19 protein-coding genes and 5 tRNA genes are annotated in these 22,133 nt (G+C 45.9%); 20 read left to right on the forward strand and 4 right to left on the reverse strand.

Translation table 11 applies throughout. The features are described 5' to 3' along the window. The first annotated feature begins 56 nt into the window (after positions 1–56). The 5 genes from KI742_RS21690 (at position 57) to KI742_RS21710 (ending at position 598) form a co-directional block, all read left to right on the forward strand. Positions 57–133 (forward strand) — tRNA-Met (locus KI742_RS21690). A gap of 30 nt (positions 134–163) precedes the next feature. Continuing rightward, positions 164–239: transfer RNA gene (locus KI742_RS21695), tRNA-Gly, on the forward strand. A gap of 36 nt (positions 240–275) precedes the next feature. Further along, positions 276–351: transfer RNA gene (locus KI742_RS21700), tRNA-Gly, on the forward strand. 36 nt (positions 352–387) lie between these two features. Then, positions 388–463: transfer RNA gene (locus KI742_RS21705), tRNA-Gly, on the forward strand. Between the two features lie 58 nt (positions 464–521). After that, positions 522–598 (forward strand) — tRNA-Met (locus KI742_RS21710). A 620-nt stretch (positions 599–1,218) separates the two neighbouring features. Here the strand turns inward: KI742_RS21710 and queG are convergent. Further along, a complete protein-coding gene (gene queG / locus KI742_RS21715) occupies positions 1,219–2,346 on the reverse strand; it encodes a tRNA epoxyqueuosine(34) reductase QueG (RefSeq protein WP_285385671.1) in 1,128 nt (375 codons plus the stop codon). 277 nt (positions 2,347–2,623) lie between these two features. Between queG and tsaE the strand changes: the two genes are divergently transcribed. The 8 genes from tsaE (at position 2,624) to hflC (ending at position 11,771) form a co-directional block, all read left to right on the forward strand. Next, the gene (tsaE, locus tag KI742_RS21720) at positions 2,624–3,088 is read left to right on the forward strand and encodes a tRNA (adenosine(37)-N6)-threonylcarbamoyltransferase complex ATPase subunit type 1 TsaE (protein WP_005381372.1); all 465 of its coding nucleotides are present in this window, start codon (positions 2,624–2,626) and stop codon (positions 3,086–3,088) included. Continuing rightward, positions 3,082–4,791, forward strand: coding sequence for an N-acetylmuramoyl-L-alanine amidase (locus tag KI742_RS21725; RefSeq protein WP_005381374.1), 1,710 nt, complete (start codon positions 3,082–3,084; stop codon positions 4,789–4,791). The genes tsaE and KI742_RS21725 overlap by 7 nt, the downstream gene beginning before the upstream one ends. A gap of 18 nt (positions 4,792–4,809) precedes the next feature. Then, on the forward strand, positions 4,810–6,822 hold the full coding sequence (gene mutL / locus KI742_RS21730; protein WP_213874975.1) for a DNA mismatch repair endonuclease MutL: 2,013 nt from the start codon (positions 4,810–4,812) through the stop codon (positions 6,820–6,822). Then, entirely contained in the window at positions 6,819–7,751 is a 933-nt protein-coding gene (gene miaA / locus KI742_RS21735; protein ID WP_005395375.1) for a tRNA (adenosine(37)-N6)-dimethylallyltransferase MiaA, read from the forward strand. Before mutL ends, miaA begins: the two co-directional genes overlap by 4 nt. A 194-nt stretch (positions 7,752–7,945) precedes the next feature. Next, positions 7,946–8,209 carry an RNA chaperone Hfq gene (gene hfq / locus KI742_RS21740; RefSeq protein ID WP_005381379.1) on the forward strand — a complete coding sequence of 88 codons (264 nt, stop codon included), beginning with the start codon at positions 7,946–7,948 and terminating at the stop codon, positions 8,207–8,209. A 38-nt stretch (positions 8,210–8,247) separates the two neighbouring features. Next, positions 8,248–9,537 (forward strand): ribosome rescue GTPase HflX, encoded by a 1,290-nt coding sequence (hflX, locus tag KI742_RS21745; RefSeq protein ID WP_005381380.1) that lies wholly within the window; start codon positions 8,248–8,250, stop codon positions 9,535–9,537. Between the two features lie 45 nt (positions 9,538–9,582). Continuing rightward, on the forward strand, positions 9,583–10,788 hold the full coding sequence (hflK, locus tag KI742_RS21750; protein ID WP_017633728.1) for an FtsH protease activity modulator HflK: 1,206 nt from the start codon (positions 9,583–9,585) through the stop codon (positions 10,786–10,788). A gap of 2 nt (positions 10,789–10,790) precedes the next feature. Next, positions 10,791–11,771: a protease modulator HflC gene (gene hflC / locus KI742_RS21755; RefSeq protein ID WP_005381382.1), complete on the forward strand. Its 981-nt coding sequence runs from the start codon at positions 10,791–10,793 to the stop codon at positions 11,769–11,771. A 63-nt stretch (positions 11,772–11,834) separates the two neighbouring features. Here the strand turns inward: hflC and KI742_RS21760 are convergent, their stop codons facing one another. After that, positions 11,835–12,020, reverse strand: a complete 186-nt coding sequence (locus KI742_RS21760; protein ID WP_154204985.1) for a DUF2065 domain-containing protein — start codon at positions 12,018–12,020, stop codon at positions 11,835–11,837. A gap of 172 nt (positions 12,021–12,192) precedes the next feature. On the opposite strand from KI742_RS21760, the gene KI742_RS21765 reads away from it, so the two are divergent. After that, the gene (locus tag KI742_RS21765) at positions 12,193–13,509 is read left to right on the forward strand and encodes an adenylosuccinate synthase (protein WP_005381385.1); all 1,317 of its coding nucleotides are present in this window, start codon (positions 12,193–12,195) and stop codon (positions 13,507–13,509) included. A gap of 216 nt (positions 13,510–13,725) precedes the next feature. Beyond that, positions 13,726–14,361 carry a tetratricopeptide repeat protein gene (locus KI742_RS21770; RefSeq protein WP_054575294.1) on the forward strand — a complete coding sequence of 212 codons (636 nt, stop codon included), beginning with the start codon at positions 13,726–13,728 and terminating at the stop codon, positions 14,359–14,361. Positions 14,362–14,441: 80 nt separating this feature from the next. Here KI742_RS21770 and hmpA read toward each other — a convergent pair whose 3' ends face one another. Beyond that, positions 14,442–15,626 carry an NO-inducible flavohemoprotein gene (gene hmpA / locus KI742_RS21775; protein WP_213972530.1) on the reverse strand — a complete coding sequence of 395 codons (1,185 nt, stop codon included), beginning with the start codon at positions 15,624–15,626 and terminating at the stop codon, positions 14,442–14,444. Positions 15,627–15,783: 157 nt separating this feature from the next. Here hmpA and nsrR point away from each other — a divergent pair, with 157 nt between their 5' ends. From nsrR to trpS, 5 genes are all read left to right on the forward strand, one after another. After that, the gene (nsrR, locus tag KI742_RS21780; RefSeq protein WP_005381392.1) at positions 15,784–16,209 is read left to right on the forward strand and encodes a nitric oxide-sensing transcriptional repressor NsrR; all 426 of its coding nucleotides are present in this window, start codon (positions 15,784–15,786) and stop codon (positions 16,207–16,209) included. Positions 16,210–16,324: 115 nt separating this feature from the next. Then, positions 16,325–18,832, forward strand: a complete 2,508-nt coding sequence (gene rnr, locus KI742_RS21785) for a ribonuclease R (protein WP_285385662.1) — start codon at positions 16,325–16,327, stop codon at positions 18,830–18,832. A 67-nt stretch (positions 18,833–18,899) separates the two neighbouring features. Then, positions 18,900–19,643, forward strand: a complete 744-nt coding sequence (rlmB, locus tag KI742_RS21790) for a 23S rRNA (guanosine(2251)-2'-O)-methyltransferase RlmB (RefSeq protein WP_005381395.1) — start codon at positions 18,900–18,902, stop codon at positions 19,641–19,643. A 110-nt stretch (positions 19,644–19,753) separates the two neighbouring features. Continuing rightward, entirely contained in the window at positions 19,754–20,440 is a 687-nt protein-coding gene (locus KI742_RS21795; RefSeq protein WP_050910301.1) for a phosphoglycolate phosphatase, read from the forward strand. Between the two features lie 116 nt (positions 20,441–20,556). Then, positions 20,557–21,573, forward strand: coding sequence for a tryptophan--tRNA ligase (trpS, locus tag KI742_RS21800; protein ID WP_005381398.1), 1,017 nt, complete (start codon positions 20,557–20,559; stop codon positions 21,571–21,573). Positions 21,574–21,630: 57 nt separating this feature from the next. Here trpS and KI742_RS21805 read toward each other — a convergent pair whose 3' ends face one another. Next, entirely contained in the window at positions 21,631–22,005 is a 375-nt protein-coding gene (locus tag KI742_RS21805; protein WP_005381401.1) for a hypothetical protein, read from the reverse strand. Positions 22,006–22,133 lie beyond the last annotated feature (128 nt).

The raw sequence follows: 22,133 nt of genomic DNA on the forward strand, positions 1-22,133 counted from the left end.
CGTGTGTCGCTCCAGTTATATAGTTCTCACGGTACTTAACGGTGACACAATACGGACGCGGGGTGGAGCAGCTTGGTAGCTCGTCGGGCTCATAACCCGAAGGTCGTCGGTTCAAATCCGGCCCCCGCAACCAAATTCCATTAATAGCGACTGCTGTTAATATGCGACACTAGCTCAGTTGGTAGAGCGCAACCTTGCCAAGGTTGAGGTCACGAGTTCGAACCTCGTGTGTCGCTCCAATATATAGCCCTCATCGTGCTCAACGGTGACAAAATGCGACACTAGCTCAGTTGGTAGAGCGCAACCTTGCCAAGGTTGAGGTCACGAGTTCGAACCTCGTGTGTCGCTCCAATATATAGCCTTTATCGTGCTTAACGGTGACACAAGGCGACACTAGCTCAGTTGGTAGAGCGCAACCTTGCCAAGGTTGAGGTCACGAGTTCGAACCTCGTGTGTCGCTCCAGTTTCTTTTTATAAATGAAAGCAAAGCCTTCATCATCAACGAAGATGAAGCACTCGGACGCGGGGTGGAGCAGCTTGGTAGCTCGTCGGGCTCATAACCCGAAGGTCGTCGGTTCAAATCCGGCCCCCGCAACCAAATACAAGACGATAGATTGAGTACTTATTTAGTATACAATTGTTAAGTCGTCTACGGATGCGCCGCTTGATTCAACGCCTGCTTCTCGCAACCAATCACATCGCTCTTTTCATAATGCTGCGAAGCATGAATCCCCAAAAGCTAAACTTTTATCCGCATCATATGATGTCGGACGATTTCGTTTGTGTTTAAAACACGATATGAATCGGCTGACGTACAAGTATGATGAGGCTTCGCGTGTTTTATCTACTTTAATTAACAGAGTTATCCACATACGTCGTTCTGTGGATAAGTTGGTTGATAAAGTGTTTTTAGCTTGACTTTTTATGATGGGGAAGAAAGATCTTTTCTCTAAAGTGAAGTTGAAACAACAAAGAAATATCAATTAAATCTTTGTTATATAAAGAAAAAATAAGTTTTTTGTCGGATCGAGTACGTTAAAATACGATCATTAACTGGTATTTTTTTGATCCTAGTCATTTCTCCGAGCTGTGTTTAACTTTTTTCTGCTAGCTTGTTTTTCTTGAATCTCAAATTTTTTTCCACATTACAAAATTGAGAACAAGGTCATGAATTGAACATGCAAAAGTACTTTCAATCTCTTGCATATAGACTACGCTCTATGCGTCTCTCGGCAGTCCCTTCTCGACTATCCTTATTAAGCGTTGCTTTTTCGTCTCTATAGATGAATTACTCTCAGTGGGGAGTTGATTCAGTTGCTCTGTCAAAGCCCATTTAATGTGCTCATCAAGTAATTTATTTTCACCTTGCCGACTTTCCAGCGCATCTATGATTCGCTGACTATATTCTGCATTACCAAGTGCGACAGCGATGTTACGTAGCCACTGTATATGACCAATACGACGGATAGCGGAGCCTTCCATATTTTTTAGAAAAGTCGCTTCATCCCAGTTAAACATGTCGACGAGGTCAGGGTTTTTGAAACTGTCACGACGGTGGAAATCATCTTGCTCCGTTATGTCGGCGTAGCGGTTCCATGGGCAAACCAATTGACAGTCGTCACAACCATAAATGCGGTTACCCATTGGCTTTCGAAACTCTTCAGGAATCACGTCATCGAACTCGATGGTGAGATAAGAGATACAACGCCTGGCATCGACAACTCTGTCTTCAACGATAGCTTGTGTTGGGCATGATGTAATGCATGCTTTGCATTTACCGCACTGATCAACGCTTGGCTCATCTACGGGTAGTGGTAAGTCGATAAGTAGTTCACCTAAAAAGAACCACGATCCACAGTCTTGATCTAAAATCAGGGAATGTTTCCCGGTCCAACCTAAGCCCGCTTTTTGGGCGAGAGGTCGCTCTAATATTGGTGCGGAATCAACGAAAGGTCGGTAACCATATTGACCAACCTCTTGTTCAATAAGTTTGCCGAGCTTATTTAGCTGCTTTCTGACGAGCTTGTGATAATCGCGCCCTAGTGCGTAGCGGCTAATATAGGCATGACTTTTATTCGCGAGGTTCGAAGCGAATTGAGCCTCTGGTGGCAGATAGTCCATCCGGACGCTGATAACACGAACGGTTCCCGGGAGTAGCTCATGGGGTCTAGCACGCATCATACCGTGACGAGCCATCCAATCCATTGAGCCGTGATAGCCTGCATCAAGCCATTTTTGTAGTGCTGCTTCATGTTCACTCAGATCAACGTCGCAGATCCCAACTTTTTGGAAGCCGAGTTCTTTTCCCCAAACTTTGATTTGTTGTGCGAGTTGTTCGTAGTTCATGTTAACCACCGGAATAAAGGGGGGGCGGATCTTAACGGATCTCTGGCTTTGGTGCTACCCAGTTAGGTACGTTTTTGATGTTGTGAATACTGCTTATTGAAGTCATTTGCATATATTCTAAATCTAGGTAGATACTAAGATGATTAAGATACCGTTTATTGGATACTTTTTTCGCACATATGACATTTGAAAGCTTGTCTCTCAAAACCAACACGGTTTACTATTCCTGTTCTTTTGATTTTTATATAGTCAACGATCATTAGTTAGAGAAGCATCAATGAGCACGAAACAATTCAATTTAAAAGATGAGCATGAAACGGTTGCACTAGGCACCGCTCTGGCTCAGCTTTGTTCCCAGCAAACCACAATTTATCTGCATGGTGATTTGGGTGCAGGTAAAACAACCTTTAGTCGTGGTTTTGTCCGTGCTCTTGGTCATCAAGGTAACGTGAAAAGTCCAACTTATACTCTAGTCGAACCGTACCAGTTGGATCAGTGGCAAGTATATCACTTCGACCTTTATCGTCTTGCGGATCCTGAAGAGCTTGAGTTTATGGGGATTCGAGACTATTTCACAGACGATGCGATTTGCTTGGTTGAATGGCCTGAAAAAGGGCATGGCTTACTGCCACAACCGGATCTTGATGTAAACATTCGCTACCAAGGTGAGCAACGTGTAGCCGAACTAACAGCTAATAATGATTATGGTGTGCAGTTACTCAGTCGATTGGAGCTATGTTGAGTTTTTCAAATTTTAGAGTAGTGGCGACGTTTGTCGCCACTTTTCTCCTTCTCATCCCCAATTTAGCATTTGCTAACGTCGTTAAGAGTTTTCGAGTTTGGCCTTCACCTGATGAAACACGTGTTGTCATCGATTTAGGCTCGGAAGCTGACTATTCCTATTTCTCTTTATCAGGGCCGGATCGCCTTGTCGTGGATTTAAAAAGCACGACGATGCAGGCCAAACTGCCTGTTACTGTTACGGATAGCCCTGTTTTAAAACTGGTACGAAAAAGCTCGCCTCCAGAGAAGGGCACTTATCGTTTGGTGTTTGAACTAAAAAAGAGCGTTCAAGCGGAATTATTTAAATTAAGCCCAACACCAGGTGGGCAGTATGGTCACCGCTTGGTGATTGATTTACCGCACGGTAAGAAGGCATCGACCTCTAAACCGAGTAAGCCAGCGGCGGCCAGCAAAGACATGAGTTCAGTTCAACGAGCTCAAGAAGTGTTAATTGTTATCGACCCTGGTCACGGTGGGGAAGACCCTGGCTCTATTGGCCCTTCACGTCGTAAGTACGAGAAAGATGCGGTATTGAGTATCTCAAGAAAAATTGCTGCTCAGCTCGATGCGACTCCTGGTATTAAAACGCGCATGACTCGTACGGGAGATTATTTTGTAAACTTAAACCGTCGTGTCGCGATTGCTCGTGAAAATGATGCGCACTTGCTGATTTCCATTCACGCAGATGCGTTTACTTCACCGAAGCCTCGCGGTGGATCGGTCTTCGTACTAAATACTCGTCGTGCAAATACCGAAATTGCTCGTTGGGTCGAGAACCATGAGAAACAGTCTGAGTTATTGGGCGGCTCGGGTAATGCGTTCTTCACGAAGACAAAAGATCGTAACGTGAACCAAACTTTGTTGGACTTGCAGTTTAGTCATTCACAAAAAGAAGGCTATAAGCTGGCAACAGAAATCCTAGGTGAGATGGGACGTGTTGCGCACCTGCATAACACCAAACCGATCAACACCAGCCTTGCGGTTTTACGCTCTCCACAGATTCCGTCTGTGCTAGTGGAAACGGGTTTTATTTCTAACCCAACAGAAGAGCGATTACTGTTTCAACGAGCGCACCAAGATAAGTTAGCTCAGGCTATCACTAAGGCGGTCGTCAAGTACTTAAAAGATAACCCACCAGAGGGTACGGTGTTCTCGCCTTCAGCGAAGCCAATGGTACATATTGTAAAGCGTGGCGAGTCATTATCGGTGATCGCGAACAAATATGGGCTTAGCTCTAAAGCGCTGATGTCGGCAAACAACTTGAAGTCGACAGGCTTGGCAATTGGTCAGAAGCTCAACATTCCTTCTGCTGGTACGATTAAAGTGCCAAGTAAACCGATTACTGTTGAGACAGAAACCATTACGCACAAGGTTAAGTCTGGTGAGTTCTTAGGTAAGATTGCGAATCACTATAAAGTGAAGGTTTCAGATATCCGCCGAGAGAATAACTTGAAGTCAGATACCTTGTGGGTAGGGCAAAAGTTGAAGATAACGGTCGCGGTAAAAGATAAACCGATTCGTAAGCACAAGGTTTCTCGGGGTGAGTTCCTTGGCAAAATAGCGTCCAAATACGGCGTTAGCGTATCGAGCATTCGTAAAGCGAATAACTTACGCTCTGATCAGCTAGCGGTTGGGCAAGTCCTGATCATTCCAAACAAGTAGGTGAGCTCCTAACTCATTATGACGATTAAAATTTTGCCAGCCAGACTTGCAAACCAAATCGCCGCAGGGGAAGTGGTCGAAAGACCTGCTTCTGTGATTAAAGAGCTGGTTGAAAATAGTCTTGATTCTGGCGCAACTCGAATCGATATCGATATCGAGAAAGGAGGCGCAAAGCTGATTCGTGTTCGTGATAACGGAAAAGGTATCGCGAAAGATGAACTCGGCTTAGCGCTCAGTCGTCATGCGACATCTAAGATACATACCTTAGATGATCTCGAAGCCATTATGAGTCTAGGTTTTCGCGGTGAAGCGTTAGCCAGTATTAGCTCAGTCTCGCGTTTGACGCTCACGTCGCGTCCTGCGGCACAAGAAGAAGCCTGGAGTGCCTACTCCGAAGGGCGTGATATGCAGGTGAAGCTTAAGCCAGCAGCGCACCCGATTGGCACTACCGTTGAGGTGTTGGACTTATTTTTTAATACTCCAGCGCGTCGCAAGTTTCTTCGTACGGAGAAAACCGAATTTGCTCATATTGATGAGTTATTGAAACGCATTGCGTTAAGCCGCTTTGATGTCACCATCAATGTGCGTCATAACGGCAAGATCATCCGTCAATATCGCGCGGCGAAAAATCAGCTTCAAACCGAAAAGCGTATTGCGGCTGTCTGCGGTAATGCGTTTGTGCGGCATATGCTCAGAATCGAGCTTGAGCATCAAGGGTTAAAGTTACATGGGTGGATTACCACACCAGAGGGAGCAAGGCAGCAAAGCGATTTACAATATTGCTATGTGAATGGCCGAATGATGCGTGACAAATTAATCAATCACGCGATTCGTCAAAGCTATGAAATGAGCTTAAAGCCAGATCAGTTTGCTGCGTATGTGCTCTTTATTGAGCTAGATCCGCACCAAGTAGATGTGAATGTTCACCCTGCTAAGCATGAAGTGCGTTTCCACCAAGCTCGTTTGGTGCATGATTTCATCTATCAAGCTTTGACGGATGCACTTTCACAAAGCGCTGTGATTGATAAACCACAGGTGAATGAATCGGCATTTCATCGCGTGGAACCGACTGAATCCGAAGAGATTGAGCATTCGCCAGAGCCTGAAAAAGTACAAGAGCCAGCATCTTCACCGGTGCCAGAGCGGGTTTATCAAGCGATAGAGAGTACACCGGCTTATCCTGGACGCAGTGATTATGAAGTGAAGCCTCGTAATAGCGGTCCTAGTGAGACCTCCGTGCGAGAGGCGCGCGTAGTGGAGTCATTCAAACGTAATGATTGGGTGGAATCCAAACCTGCACCAAAGCCAAGTCACAGTAAAGAGCGCCACGTAGAACCAGCGCCAACTAAACAAGAAGTACGCGCTTATCACGAGCTGCTGAAAACGCCAGAGTTTGAGGCTCAGGCAGTCACTCCAATAGCGCCCCAAACGATAACTTCGCACACATCAATGCCATCGATTACTGCATTAGGCAAAGCGCTGATGGTGGTCGATGAACAATTTGTTTTGATGAGCAGTGACAGTGGGGCGGCGTTAGTCTCGTTACCTAGAGCAGAATTTTATCGTGTAAAAGGCCAGCTTTCTCCAAGCGATGGTGCACTCAAGGCACAACCTCTGCTTGTTCCTCTATCTATTAAGTTAGAGGCCGAATTAGTGAGACTGGCCCAAGATTATCAACAAGATTTGGCATTGCTTGGTATTCAATTGAAAGCGAGAAACGAGCACGCCTTAATGGTGATGGGCGTCCCAGCTCCGCTGCGTCAACAAAACTTACAAAATTTAGTACCAGATCTGTTATCTTACGCGCAATCTTGTGTGAACGAAGGTATAGCAGCGGCTCAGATGCTGTCTGAGTTGATAGATTGGCTCGCATTACAGGTCACGACAGTGAAGAGTCACTATACTTTTTCTGAAGCCATTCAAATTATTGCGGAACTTGAACAGCTAAGACATGGTCAATTGCCATTAGAAGATACAAAATTCGTATCCGCTGTTGATTTCTCTGCCACGATAGCCAAATTAAAACCATGACAGATAAACTACCTTTGGCGCTATTTTTAATGGGGCCAACTGCATCAGGCAAAACTGAGCTGGCGATTCGTCTTCGTCAAAAATTTCCGGTTGAGATCATCAGTGTTGATTCTGCTTTGATCTACAAAGGGATGGATATCGGTACGGCGAAACCGGATGAAAAAGAGTTAAGTTTGGCGCCTCATCGCTTGATAGATATTTTGGATCCAAGTGAATCTTACTCTGTCGCCGACTTTCGTCGAGATGCATTGAAAGCGATGGATGATATTGTTGCAGAAGGAAAAATTCCACTTCTTGTGGGTGGAACAATGCTGTATTACAAGGCGTTACTTGAAGGTTTATCACCACTTCCTGCTGCAAATCCTGAAATTCGTCAGCAAATTGAACAAGAGGCATTGACTAAAGGTTGGTCAGTGTTGCACGATGAACTCAAAGAGGTTGATCCTGTGTCAGCCGCGAGAATCCATCCCAATGATCCCCAACGTTTATCTCGGGCATTGGAAGTTTTTCGCATTTCAGGTAAAACTTTGACTGAATTGACTCAAACGAAAGGTGAAAGCCTACCATACCGAGTCAAGCAGTTTGCAATAGCTCCCAAGGATAGGGCAGAACTTCACCGTCGGATTGAACTCCGTTTCGAGAAGATGATGGAAGCGGGCTTTGAAGAAGAAATGAAAGCGTTACATTCGCGAAAAGATCTTCACCCCGATCTTCCTTCCATACGATGCGTCGGTTACCGACAGATGTGGGAGTATTTAGATGGGGAGTGTACACGTGACGAAGCGGTATTTCGTGGCGTATGCGCGACTCGTCAATTGGCCAAGCGTCAAATCACCTGGTTACGCAGCTGGGATGATTTAACTTGGTTGGATAGCGAGAACATTGAACAGGCATTAGAAACGATGTCGGAAGCAATAGCATCTGATTGACATAGCTGTGTATAATGTGATCGTTTTTGCGTGAACGCACTCTCAAAGGATCTGTTGTTGGCGGTTTTTATACTATGCTGCTAATTACTTAGAGTGCATTTTTGATTCGTTTAGCTCAGATGCAAAAGCCGTATCTTTTGCATTGCACCACTAGCTAAATAATTACAACTACAAATTAAATAAGGAAAATAAAAATGGCTAAGGGGCAATCTCTACAAGACCCATTTCTAAACGCGCTACGTCGTGAGCGTATCCCGGTATCTATCTACCTTGTGAATGGTATTAAACTACAAGGTCAGATCGAATCATTCGATCAATTTGTGATCCTGCTGAAGAATACTGTTAACCAAATGGTGTACAAGCACGCGATCTCAACAGTTGTGCCGGCTCGTCCAGTGAGCCATCACAGCGGTGAACGTCCACAAGGTGAGCGTCCACAAGAGAAATCAGAAGATTAATTCTTCATCGAGTATTTTTAAAATAAGGAGTTGATTGCTTGTTTGACCGTTATGAATCCGGTGAGCGAGCCGTACTTGTTCATATCAACTTCACGCAAGAAGGTGAATGGGAAGATCTGGCTGAGTTCGAAATGCTGGTTTCTTCTGCTGGGGTAGAGGCGCTACAAGTGGTAACTGGTAGTCGTCAATCCCCACACCCGAAATACTATGTCGGAGAGGGTAAGGCCCAAGAGATTGCTACAGCGGTACAATCAACGGGTGCCGAAATTGTGATTTTTAATCACGCCCTCTCTCCTGCCCAAGAACGTAACCTCGAAGCACTGTGCCAATGTCGAGTTCTCGACCGCACTGGTCTTATTCTCGATATCTTTGCTCAACGAGCTCGAACACACGAAGGTAAGCTACAGGTAGAGCTGGCTCAACTTCGTCATATCTCTACTCGTTTGATTCGTGGTTGGACGCACCTTGAAAGGCAGAAAGGTGGTATCGGTTTACGTGGCCCGGGTGAAACCCAGCTGGAAACCGACCGTCGCTTATTGCGTGACAGAATCAAAGCCATCCTGCGACGCTTAGACAAAGTAGCGAAGCAGCGTGAACAAGGGCGCCGCGCCCGAAATCGAGCTGAAATCCCAACGGTTTCACTTGTGGGTTACACCAACGCGGGTAAGTCGACACTCTTCAACCGTATTACAGAAGCTGGCGTGTACGCGGCTGATCAATTATTTGCTACTTTGGACCCGACTTTACGTAAGATAGAGTTAGCAGATGTTGGTCCTGCCATCTTGGCAGACACGGTTGGTTTTATTCGACATTTGCCACACGACTTGGTTGCGGCCTTCAAGGCAACCTTGCAGGAAACGCAAGAAGCTGACATTTTGTTACATGTTGTTGATGCCAGTGATGAGCGTTTTCGTGAGAATATTCAAGCTGTTCATGAAGTACTAGAAGAGATCGACGCGCATGAAGTGCCGACTCTGGTTGTCATGAACAAAATCGACAATCTAGATTCGCAGAAACCACGTATAGAACGAGACGAGGAAGGCGTACCTCGCGCAGTTTGGGTTTCAGCAATGGATGGGTTGGGCATTGATGTCCTGTTTGAGGCTCTGACGGAACGTCTGGCGTCACAAATGGTCGAGCATCAGTTGCGAATTCCTCCACAGTATCAAGGACGATTCCGTAGTACCTTCTTCCAAATGAAGTGTATTCAACGTGAGGAATATGACCAGGATGGTAACTTGTTGATCGATATTCGAATGCAGCAAGTAGATTGGTCTAGACTTGAAAAAAGAGAAGGGGCAGTTTTGACTGGCTTTATAGTCACTTAAAGGACTGCTACAGTATAACGTCATATCAAATGATGGAGCTTTCTAATGGCGTGGAATGAGCCTGGAAATAACAACGGCAACAATGGCCGCGATAATGACCCTTGGGGTAATAATAATCGTGGTGGCCAGCGTCCTGGTGGCCGAGATCAAGGTCCGCCAGATTTAGATGAAGTGTTCAACAAACTGAGTCAAAAGCTGGGCGGCAAGTTTGGTAAAAAAGGCGGCGGTGGTTCTCCAATCGGCGGCGGTGGTGGTAGTGCAATTGGCTTTGGCGTGATTGCTCTGATTGCTGTTGCGGTTTGGTTTTTCGCTGGTTTTTACACCATCGGTGAAGCAGAGCGTGGTGTTGTACTGCGTTTAGGTAAATACGATCGTATCGTAGACCCAGGTCTTAACTGGCGTCCTCGCTTTATTGATGAGTACGAAGCGGTAAACGTACAAGCGATTCGTTCACTACGTGCATCTGGTCTAATGCTGACTAAAGATGAAAACGTTGTAACAGTTGCGATGGATGTTCAGTACCGAGTGACTGACCCATACAAATACTTGTACCGTGTAACCAATGCAGACGACAGCTTGCGTCAAGCAACGGATTCTGCACTACGTGCAGTAATTGGTGACTCATTGATGGATAGCATTCTAACCAGTGGTCGTCAGCAAATTCGTCAAACTACGCAAGAAACACTGAACCAAATCATTGATAGCTATGATATGGGTCTGGTACTTGTTGATGTGAACTTCCAGTCTGCTCGCCCACCAGAGCAAGTGAAAGATGCGTTTGATGATGCAATCGCAGCACGTGAGGATGAAGAGCGTTTCATTCGTGAAGCTGAAGCATACAAGAACGAAATCTTGCCTAAGGCAACGGGTCGTGCAGAGCGTTTGAAGAAAGAAGCACAAGGTTACAATGAGCGTGTCACTAACGAGGCTCTTGGTCAGGTAGCACAGTTCGAAAAACTACTACCAGAATACCAAGCAGCGCCTGGTGTAACGCGTGATCGTCTGTACATCGACGCAATGGAAGAGGTGTACTCAAGCACTTCGAAAGTGTTGATTGACTCGGAATCAAGCGGCAATCTTCTTTACCTTCCAATCGATAAGTTGGCGGGACAAGAGGGCAAAGCAGATACCAAACGTAAATCGAAGTCATCTTCAACCTATGATCAAATTCAACTTGAGTCTGATCGTACACAAGAAGACACTTCGAACACGCAGTCTCGTTCAACAGGTTCACGTCAAGGGAGATACTAAGAATGCGTAAGTTAATGATCCCTGTACTGGTAATCGCACTGGCATTAATGTTGATGTCTTTGTTTGTGATTCCTGAAGGTGAGCGCGGTATCGTGGTTCGATTTGGTCGTGTCTTGAAAGACAACAACGACATCACTCGAATTTACGAGCCTGGTCTGCATTTCAAGATGCCTTTGTTTGACCGTGTGAAACAACTTGATGCACGTATCCAAACAATGGATGGCCGTGCAGACCGTTTCGTAACGTCTGAGAAAAAAGACGTTATCATTGATACCTACGTGAAGTGGCGTATTGAAGATTTTGGTCGCTACTACCTCGCGACTGGCGGTGGTAACTCGCTAACGGCAGAGGCACTACTTGAGCGTAAAGTGACGGACGTGCTTCGTTCTGAAATCGGTGCTCGTGAAATCAAACAGATCGTATCTGGTCCACGTAACGATGATGTGCTACCAGAAGACGCAAGTGCCGATGTTGTCGCAACTGAAGCGGCTCGTGAGGCGCTTGAGATTGATGGTGAACGCGACCTAATCATGTCTGAAGTATTGAAAGACACGCGTGAAAGCGCAATGAAAGACTTGGGTGTTCGTGTCGTTGATTTCCGAATGAAGAAAATCAACCTGCCTGATGAAATCAGTGAGTCTATCTACCGTCGTATGCGTGCGGAGCGTGAGTCCGTTGCTCGTAAGCACCGTTCTCAAGGTCGTGAAAAGGCGGAAGTTATTCGTGCTCAAGCAGAACTAGAAGTAGCAACTATTCTAGCTGAAGCTGATAAAACTGCGCGTGTGACACGAGGTGAAGCGGATGCTGAGGCTGCGAAGATTTATGCTGAAGCGTACAACAAAGACCCTGAGTTCTTTAGCTTCCTACGCTCGCTACGTGCGTATGAGAAGTCCTTCAGCTCTAAGAGCGATATTCTGGTGCTTGATCCGAAGAGTGAGTTCTTCCAATACATGAACCAGTCGAAGGGCAGCATGGAGAAATAATCTCCGCGTCTCATTGAAATAAAAGGCTCCTTAGGGAGCCTTTTTTGTATCTGATGCTAAGTGCTAGCTCATCATGATAGCGATTACGGCTCCAGCAACTACTAGGCAGCCACCGATGCGTCGTAGCTGATTGTTGGGTTGTTCACTTAATTGAGCCACCATATTCCGCCAACCGTTAGGAGCAATCAGTGGCCCAATGCCTTCCACGATCAAGATGAGCCCAATCGCCAACCATATGGATTCAGACATAGCGCTTTCCAGTCGAATAGAGAAAGCTAAATACTATCAGTGATATGCTGATTTCAAAATGAACAAAGCGGCAAGATGACATTCTGGTAGCAACTCTGTGAACAAAAAATGACTGCAAGAAGCGTGATTCGGTGCTAGAATCCATTTTTAACTAGCAATCAGACTTGGAAAGATGGGAAATAACGTAGTCGTTCTAGGCACCCAATGGGGTGACGAAGGTAAAGGTAAAATCGTAGACCTTTTAACTGAAGATGCAAAATACGTGGTACGCTACCAAGGCGGTCACAACGCAGGTCACACTCTCGTAATTGACGGTGAAAAAACCGTTCTTCACTTAATTCCATCAGGTATCCTTCGCGATAACGTAAAATGTGTTATCGGTAACGGTGTTGTACTATCACCTGAAGCTCTACTTAAAGAAATGAAGCCTCTTGAAGAGCGCGGTATTCCAGTACGCGAGCGTCTTTTCATTTCTGAAGCATGTCCGCTAATTCTTCCTTACCACGTTGCAATGGACCAAGCTCGCGAAATCGCTCGCGGTAAAAAAGCTATCGGTACTACTGGTCGTGGTATCGGTCCAGCATACGAAGATAAAGTTGCTCGTCGCGGTCTACGCGTTGGCGACCTATTCGATATGGCGACTTTCGCAGAGAAGCTAAAAGAAGTCATGGAGTTCCATAACTTCCAACTAGTTAACTTCTACAAAGCGGAGCCAGTAAGCTACGAAGAAGTACTTGAGCAAGCTAAAGGCTACGCTGAACTACTAACGTCAATGGTTATCGACGTAACTGACGAACTAGACGCAGCACGTAAGCGCGGCGACAAGATCATGTTCGAAGGTGCACAAGGTACACTACTTGATATCGACCACGGTACTTACCCGTACGTAACGTCTTCTAACACGACTGCTGGTGGTGTTGCTGCAGGTTCTGGTTTTGGTCCTCGTCACATCGGTTACATCTTGGGTATCGCAAAAGCGTACTGTACTCGCGTTGGTGCTGGTCCATTCCCGACTGAACTATACGACGGTTTAGATAAGCAAGATCCAATTGGTAAGCACTTAGGTGAAGTTGGCCACGAGTTCGGTGCGACAACTGGTCGTCTACGTCGTACAGGTTGGTTCGATGCTGTTGCTATGCGTCGTGCAATCCAAATCAACTCTGTATCTGGTTTCTGTCTAACTAAACTAGACGTACTAGATGGTCTAGAAGAGCTAAAAATCTGTACTGGTTACAAGATGGAAGATGGCTCTGTGCTAGAAGTTTCTCCGATGGCTGCTGAAGCATTCGAAAAAGCAACGCCAATCTACGAAACAATGCCAGGTTGGTCTGAGAATACATTTGGTGCTAAGTCACTAGATGCTCTACCACAAGCCGCCCTTGACTACATCAAGCGTATTGAAGAGCTAACTGGCGTTCCAGTAGACATCATCTCTACAGGTCCTGACCGTAACGAAACTATCATCAAAGTTCACCCATTCGAAGCTTAATTGATAGCCGTTAAAGATTGCAAAAGCCGACCTTATGGTCGGCTTTTTTGTATCTGAACAAAAACAGCGTGACTCTCATATGGCAAGCTTTTGCCGCTGAGCCTAAATCAGAGGCAAAAATTGTCTAAAGCTTAGCTGTTTTTTGCCGATAAGGTTATCAAGCAGAGGAGATCCTTCACCGATCTTTGGTTTCTTAGATACCTTAAGGGTACGTTTATGAAGTTACGAACAGTGGCTGCTTCACTGTTGTTGACCTTGGTTGCTACCACAGGGAAAGCCAATGTTGCTGATGTGGGGGCACCAGTTCCGATCTATACCGAAGCAGAGCTGATAAAGCTTATTGAGCAAAATAAGCACTTACAACGTGTGCGCGCTGATAACTGCCAGCTGGTGGAGGATATCGTAGCTCGTGCGACTCGAATTAACTTACCCGCTTATGAATTTCTGTACGGAGATATGTTGGCTTGGGGGGTGTGTGTCGAGCAAGATGTCGAACTGGGTCTTTACTACATCGAAAATGCAGCGCATCAGGGGTTACCAGCTGCACTAGAGCAGATTGGCCGATACTATTCGCGTGGCACTTTAGTACAGCAAGATAAAGAACGTGCAATTCCATATTTGCGAGAAGCTGCGTCAATGGGAAACCTAAACGCGCGTATTCATCTGGCCGAGTTGCTTTTACGTGATTATGGCAGTCCACTCGATTACGAAGATGCGTATCGTTGGTTATATAACTCTGTCACAGCAGATAAGCGGCAGCATAAGCGCATAACTGTATTGAGAAACGGCCTTGAACAGCGCATGCCACAAAACGTTATTGCTCGAGCTAAACGGCGAGACACCTTTTGGTAACGCTTCAATATTGCAAACAACTTCATACAACAAAGCCCACGTCACGTGGGCTTTGTTGTTTTCCCGATAGCTGATAGCGCTTAAACCACTTTGTGTGGACCGAAGCATTCGTAATGGAATTGCTCTTGTGGTACGCCAAGTTCTAATAGCTGTTTCGCTACGTGCTGCATAAATCCTACAGGGCCACAGAAGTACACCTGCACGTTATCTTGCTTTAATGCTGCTTCAATTTCATACAGATTGACAAAGCCCGTGAAGTGGAAGTCTTCACCTAGTTTGTCTTCTGCCGTTGGTTGGTTATACCAAACGAGCGCGTTCATATTTTCTTTTTCTGCAACGAGTTGGTTTACGTGTTGCTTGAAAGCATGCTGTTGGCCATTTTCGGTTGCATGAACCCAGGTTACAGGTGCTTGATGTGCTGAGAGACTTTCTAGCATTGACAGCGTTGGAGTAAGTCCCACACCAGCAGATATTAGAACAACGGGTGTTTGTGGTTCGGCATCCATAAAGAAGTCACCGGCAGGGGCCGCAAGCTGCACTTTTTCGCCAATGTTCAGGCTATCGTGCAGGTAGTTCGACACTTTTCCGCCTTCTTCACGTTTTACCGAGATACGGTAAGTGTTCTCTTGGACCGCAGAAGACAGACTATATTGGCGAATTTCTTGGTTTTCTAACTGGTCACTGTTGATGTAGATGCCAAGGTATTGTCCCGGTTTATACGGCGCCACTTTTTGACCATCGGTTGGCTTGAATACAAAGCTGCAAATGTGTTCGCTCTCAATCTTTTTATCGACTAATTCAAATTCGCGTAGACCGCGCCAGCCGCCTTCCAAAGCTTCATTTTGTTGGTAAATTTGTTCTTCGCGCTGAATAAATACATTCGCAAGTACGCCGTAAGCCTCAGCCCAAGCATCCAACACTTCTTGACCTGGATTAAAAAGCTCATCGATTGTCGCAAGTAAATGCTTACCAACGATTTGGTACTGATCTTCTGTGATCAAAAAGCTCGTGTGCTTATGCGCAATTTTCTCTACTGCGCCAAGCAGAGCTGGCAAATTTTCAATATTGGCAGCATAGGCACAGATAGCGTTGAATAATGCTTCACGCTGATCGCCGTTACGCTGGTTACTCATGTTAAAAATATCTTTCAACTCAGGGTTATGAGTAAACATACGCTCGTAAAAGTGCGCGGTCAGTTTTGGTCCTGTTTCGGCGATGAGTGGCGCGGTCGCTTTGACGATCTCGATAGTTTGATTGCTGAGCATAAGGGCTTCCTACTTTAAGTTGTATTTATAATGCATGTTTAAAGTTGTATCTCAAATGTATCTTTCGATCAAGAAAAGATTTACACTTTTATCGATAGCTCAAGTTTGGGGTTTTAGTATCACCAGCGGGTTATTGAGTCGCACTTTGGGAGAGAATATGCAGTTAACTAGTTTCACTGATTATGCGTTGAGAACCTTAATTTTCTTGGCTTCGTTGCCGGAAGATGAGTTAACCAGCATTACCGAAGTGACGGATTTATTTGGTGTGTCGCGCAACCATATGGTTAAAGTTATCAATCGGTTAGGACAGTTGGGTTATGTCCATACCGTGCGCGGAAAAAACGGTGGTATCCGGCTGATGAAGCCAGCATCTGAAATCACAGTCGGTGGTGTTGTGCGCGATTTAGAGCCGTTAGATTTAGTCAACTGTGGTGTGGATTTTTGCCATATTACCCCTGCTTGCCGCCTCAAAGATAAATTGGCGAAAGCAAAAAGTGCCTTTCTGGCGGAGTTGGATGACTGCACGATTGAATCCTTGCTCAGTGACAATTCTGAACTTTTGATCTTGCTGGCTCGTCCTTAACTCATTTGCATGCCTAGAGTCGATCTCGATCATTCTTTTTTCAAAGCAATTCTGTAGCTTATCGAGAGACTCAGATATACTAGCCATATACCTTCCTTGCTAGATAGGCGTGCCTATGTCAGACAATATTCCAAACGATCCTTTTGCAGATCGTGAATCCAAAAATTACGAAAATCCAATTCCAAGCCGAGAGTTTATCATCGAGTTTCTAGAGCAAGCGGGCGTTCCAATGAATCGTAACGACTTGTTTGAGGCACTAAAGCTTGAGGGCGAAGAGCAATACGAAGGGTTGCGTCGTCGGCTACGTGCGATGGAGCGAGATGGCCAACTGGTGTTTACCCGCCGTCAGTGCTATGCATTGCCTGAAAAACTTGAAATGGTGAAAGGTTACGTGATTGGTCATCGTGATGGCCATGGTTGGGTACGTCCAGAAGGCAGCGTCGGCAAGGATGATGATATTCTGTTACCGCACCATCAGATGAAGAACATCATCCACGGTGATTTTGTCTTAGTGCAACCGACAGACAACAGCAAGCGCGGCCGCCGTGAAGGACGTTTGGTGCGTGTGCTAGAGGAGCGCAATGATCAAATCGTTGGTCGTTTCTTCCTTGAATATGGATACTCCTATGTTGTCCCAGATGACTCGCGTATCAGCCAAGATATCCTGATCCCAAATGAGCACAAAGCGGGTGCACGCATGGGTAACGTAGTCGTAATTGAAATTACTGATCGTGGCTCACGCTCACGCGGCATGATGGGTAAAGTGGTTGAAGTCCTTGGTGAAAATATGGCACCAGGTATGGAAACACAAATTGCGATTCGTACACACCAAATTCCTCACGAGTGGCCAGAAGCCGTCGATAAACAAATCGAAAACTTGGGCGAAGAAGTACCAGAAGAAGCCAAAGTTGGTCGTGTGGATCTACGTGATTTGCCACTAGTGACCATTGACGGCGAAGACGCACGAGACTTTGATGATGCCGTTTATTGTGAAAAGAACAAAGAAGGTGGTTGGCGTTTATGGGTAGCGATTGCTGACGTCAGTTACTACGTTCGTCCTGACTCTGCGTTGGACAAAGAAGCGATCAATCGTGGTAACTCAGTATATTTCCCGTCGCAAGTTGTGCCGATGTTGCCAGAAGTACTATCGAACGGCCTATGTTCGCTTAACCCGCAAGTAGATCGCTTGTGTATGGTGTGCGAAATGACCATTTCCGATACAGGTAAGCTGTCTGGTTACAAGCATTACGAGGCGGTGATGAACTCGCACGCTCGTCTCACATATAGCAAAGTGAGCGCGATTCTAGAAGGGGATGAAGAACTACGTGAGCGCTACCAGCCGCTTGTTTCTCATCTAGAAGAGTTGCACAAGATGTACAAAGTGCTGAAAGAAGCACGAGATCAACGCGGTGCAATCGAATTTGAAACCGTTGAAACCAAATTTATTTTCAATGCGGAACGTAAAATCGAAAGCATTGAGCCAGTAATTCGTAATGACGCGCATAAGATCATCGAAGAATGTATGATTTTAGCCAACATTGCTTCGGCATCGCTGGTAGAAAAAGCGAAAGAGCCCGCGCTTTATCGTATCCACGAATCTCCAGGTGAATTACGTCTGCAAGGTTTCCGTGACTTCTTAAGTGAACTTGGTCTTGAGCTAAAAGGTGGTTTAGAGCCTTCACCAACGGACTATGCTGATCTCGCACGTCAAATCTCCGGGCGTCAAGATCAAGAGTTGATTCAGACCATGCTGCTACGCTCAATGAAGCAAGCGGTATACAACGCAGATAACGCGGGGCACTTTGGGTTGGCATTGAAACGCTATGCGCACTTTACGTCGCCAATTCGTCGTTACCCTGACTTGTTACTTCACCGTGCAATCAAGTATCTGATTGCTAAAGAAGAAGGTCGTAATCAAGATCGCTGGACACCAACAGGTGGCTATCATTACTCGTTTGACGACATGGATTTTTACGGCGAACAATGTTCGATGACAGAGCGCCGTGCTGATGATGCAACACGTGATGTTGCGGATTGGCTGAAGTGTGAATATATGCAAGACCACGTCGGTGACGAACTAGACGGTGTTATTGCTAATGTCACTAGCTTTGGCTTCTTTGTACGTTTAACGGATTTGCACATCGATGGTTTGGTACATATTTCTACCCTTGCGAACGACTACTATCAATTTGACCCGATTGGTCAACGACTTATTGGTGAAAGTTTCGGTAACATCTACCGCTTAGGTGATGCAGTAAAAGTAAAAGTACTGGCTGTTAACCTCGATGATAAGCAAATTGACTTTGAATTGGTCGAAACAAGTCGTAAGCTACGCGGCGAAGGTAAGACTGCGAAGAAACGCGCAGCGGAAGCAAAACGCAAAGCGAAAGATAAAAAACGCGCTGCGACTCGCTCTTCATCGAAGGAAGGTGGCTCGGCTCGTGCAGTTCCTGCGATAGAGCCAACTAAACGCCCAGAAGAAACGGGCGCAACGAGTAAGCGTAATGGCCCAAAACGTGGTGACGCCGAAGGCAACGAGAAGCCTAAAGTGAAAAAAGCACGTAAAAAGAAGCCGCACAGTAAGCCGAAGAAAACCAAGCGCACTAAAAAAGAAGCGCAGTAGGTTGAAGCGCCAACTTAGTTCAAACTCGGTTGGCGCAGGCAATACGACCAGAACAACAGGTTAAACAATGAGTAACGAATTTATCTACGGCATTCACGCAGTGAAGGCGGTATTGGAGCGCGAACCCGAGCGTTTTATCGAGGCGTACGTTTTAAAAGGTCGTCAAGATGATCGCCTAATGCCAATCCTAAATGATCTTCAGGTTTGTGGTGTTTCTATTCAGCAGATGACACGTAAAACCTTGGATGACAAAGCGCGCGGTGCAAATCACCAAGGCATCATCGCTCGTGTGAAACCAGCGAAGCAGCTGAATGAGAACGATATAGATGACATCCTGGCGCAGCACGAATCACCACTGCTATTAGTGTTAGACGGCGTGACCGATCCACACAATCTTGGTGCGTGTTTACGTAACGCAGATGCGGCAGGTGCTGCGGCGATCATCGTACCGAAAGATCGTTCTGCGCCAATGAATGCGACGGTAAGTAAAGTCGCTTGTGGTGCAGCTGAAGTCGTACCATTGATCCGAGTGACTAACTTGGCTCGTACTATGCGTACATTGCAAGAGAAAGGCATCTGGTTTGTTGGTACTGCGGGTGAAGCAACGCACGACATCTACCAAGCCAAACTGACTGGACCCCTTGCTATCGTAATGGGGGCAGAAGGTGACGGTATGCGTCGTCTGACTCGTGAAACCTGCGACGATTTGATTAAGATCCCAATGGCTGGTAGCGTTTCAAGCTTGAACGTATCTGTGGCATCCGGCATCTGTTTGTTTGAGGCAGTTCGTCAGCGTATTGCTGCAAAGTAACGACGAAACAAACAGTTACTGTCGAATCAGACATAATGATAAAAACAAAGGATGGGGTGCCATCCTTTGTCGTTTTCACCGATTTATAAATAAAAATCCTCAGGGAAGTTATGACTCAACAAGACATTAAATTCATCGCCTTCGATCTAGATGGCACTTTGCTTGATAGCGTGCCAGATCTAGCTGTCGCGGCAGACCAAGCAGTACAGGCGCTTGGCTTTCCATCGGTTTCAGAAGAACAAGTTCGTGATTACGTGGGTAACGGCGCAGACGTGCTTATTGGTCGCTCATTAAGCCAAAGCCTGACCATCAACCCAGAGCTGAGTGAAGAGCTTCGTGCTAAAGCGCGTGTATTGTTTGATGATTACTACGAGCAAAGCGGTCACAAGCTAAGTCATCTTTACCCAACGGTAAAAGAGACACTAGCAGAGCTGCACAAAGCGGGCTTTGTTATGGCGTTGGTGACCAACAAACCTTCAAAGTTTGTGCCTGACGTTTTGGAAAAGCACGACATCGCAAAATACTTCGTTGATGTTCTTGGCGGTGATGCATTCCCAGAGAAAAAACCAAACCCAGTCGCACTGAACTGGCTGATGGAAAAACACCAAATCCAACCTAGTGAAATGTTGATGGTCGGTGACTCGAAAAACGACATTCTTGCAGCGAAGAACGCAGGTTGCGCCTCATTTGGTCTGACATATGGTTACAACCACGGTGAACCGATTTCTGTATCAAATCCAGATTTCGTCGCTGACAGTTTGGCAGAATTATTGGACGTTGTAGCGGTTTCTGCATAACGGCTACAAAAGAGCTTCCAAAATACTCGTTAATGAGTACACTGAGTAAACCGTGCACCCATTACTGCACGGTTTTTTTCATTTAATTAGATTAAGAAGTCAAAGGAATCATTCTAATGAGCAAACCCATTGTATTGAGTGGTGTTCAACCTTCAGGTGAACTAAGTATCGGTAACTACTTGGGTGCTCTACGTCAATGGCAGCAGATGCAAGACGATTATGATTGCCAATATTGTGTGGTAGACCTTCACGCGATTACGGTTCGTCAGGACCCTAAAGCGCTGCATGAAGCAACTCTAGACGCACTGGCAATTTGTCTGGCAGTTGGTGTTGACCCGAAGAAGAGCACGCTATTTGTTCAGTCACATGTACCAGAGCATGCTCAATTAGGTTGGCTTCTTAACTGCTACACTCAAATGGGTGAGCTGAGCCGTATGACTCAGTTTAAAGACAAATCGGCACGTTACGCGAATGACGTAAACGTCGGTCTATTTGACTACCCGGTGTTGATGGCTGCTGACATTTTGCTTTACGGTGCGCACCAAGTACCTGTAGGCAGTGACCAGAAGCAACATCTAGAATTAGCGCGCGATATCGCAACGCGTTTCAACAATATTTACTCGCCAGAGCAGCCAATCTTCCAAGTTCCAGAGCCTTACATTCCGACAGTAAATGCGCGTGTAATGAGCCTTCAAGACGCAACGAAGAAGATGTCTAAATCTGATGACAACCGTAAGAACGTGATTACGCTGCTAGAAGAGCCTAAGTCGATCCTTAAGAAGATCAACAAAGCGCAAACCGATACCGAAACGCCACCAAGTATCCGCCATGATATCGAGAACAAGGCGGGCATTGCTAACCTAATGGGTCTGTACTCTGCGGCGACAGGCATGAGCTTCGAAGAGATTGAAGCGAAGTACCAAGGCGTAGAAATGTATGGCCCATTTAAGAAAGATGTTGGTGAGGCAGTTGTAGCAATGCTTGAGCCAATTCAAGCAGAATATCACCGTATTCGCGCTGATCGTGCTTACATGGACGAGGTAATGCAGCAAGGTGCTGAGAAAGCCTCGGCACGAGCGGCTGAAACGCTTAAGAAAGCATACGAAGCAGTAGGTTTTGTAGCTCGCCCATAGTCGCTAAGAACGAATACGAAAAAGCTCCACTTTGGTGGAGCTTTTTTTATGCCTGTATTACTGAAATGGCGTGTCTTTCATACAGCGTTCCATGTCGTAATATTCAACACGTCCTCGAGCCCCTAGAAAGGCAGACTTCACAACCATGCCTCTATCAATGAAGTAACTAAGCTGTACGCATGATATATCGTAGCTGAGTTCTTTAATTCTCGCTGGAATCCAGTAGGTTCCTGGCGTTCTTAGACGCTGAGTAAAGGTAATAACACCCTCGTCACTGACTTCTAGCTCTTCAATACCATCCAGTTCATTTTTGGCTGATTCGATGATGTCTTGATTCGCCGTAGGTTGAAGTGGCTCACTGGCGGTCAACTGACACCCCGCTATCAAGCCAAGTAGGGAGAGAGCTAGCACACTGCGTTGAATTTTTTTCATTTGTCGTTCCTGGGTTTACAGCTAATGAGATCTTATTGTCTCGCGCAGGTGTTATATCTTTTGTGTATGTTTTTGGCTAGTGAGTAATGAAAAGTTATTGAATAAATCATGAAAACTTTGAAGTATGA

The organism is Vibrio sp. D417a, from assembly GCF_030248595.1.
GTDB classification, from domain to species: Bacteria; Pseudomonadota; Gammaproteobacteria; order Enterobacterales; family Vibrionaceae; genus Vibrio; species Vibrio alginolyticus.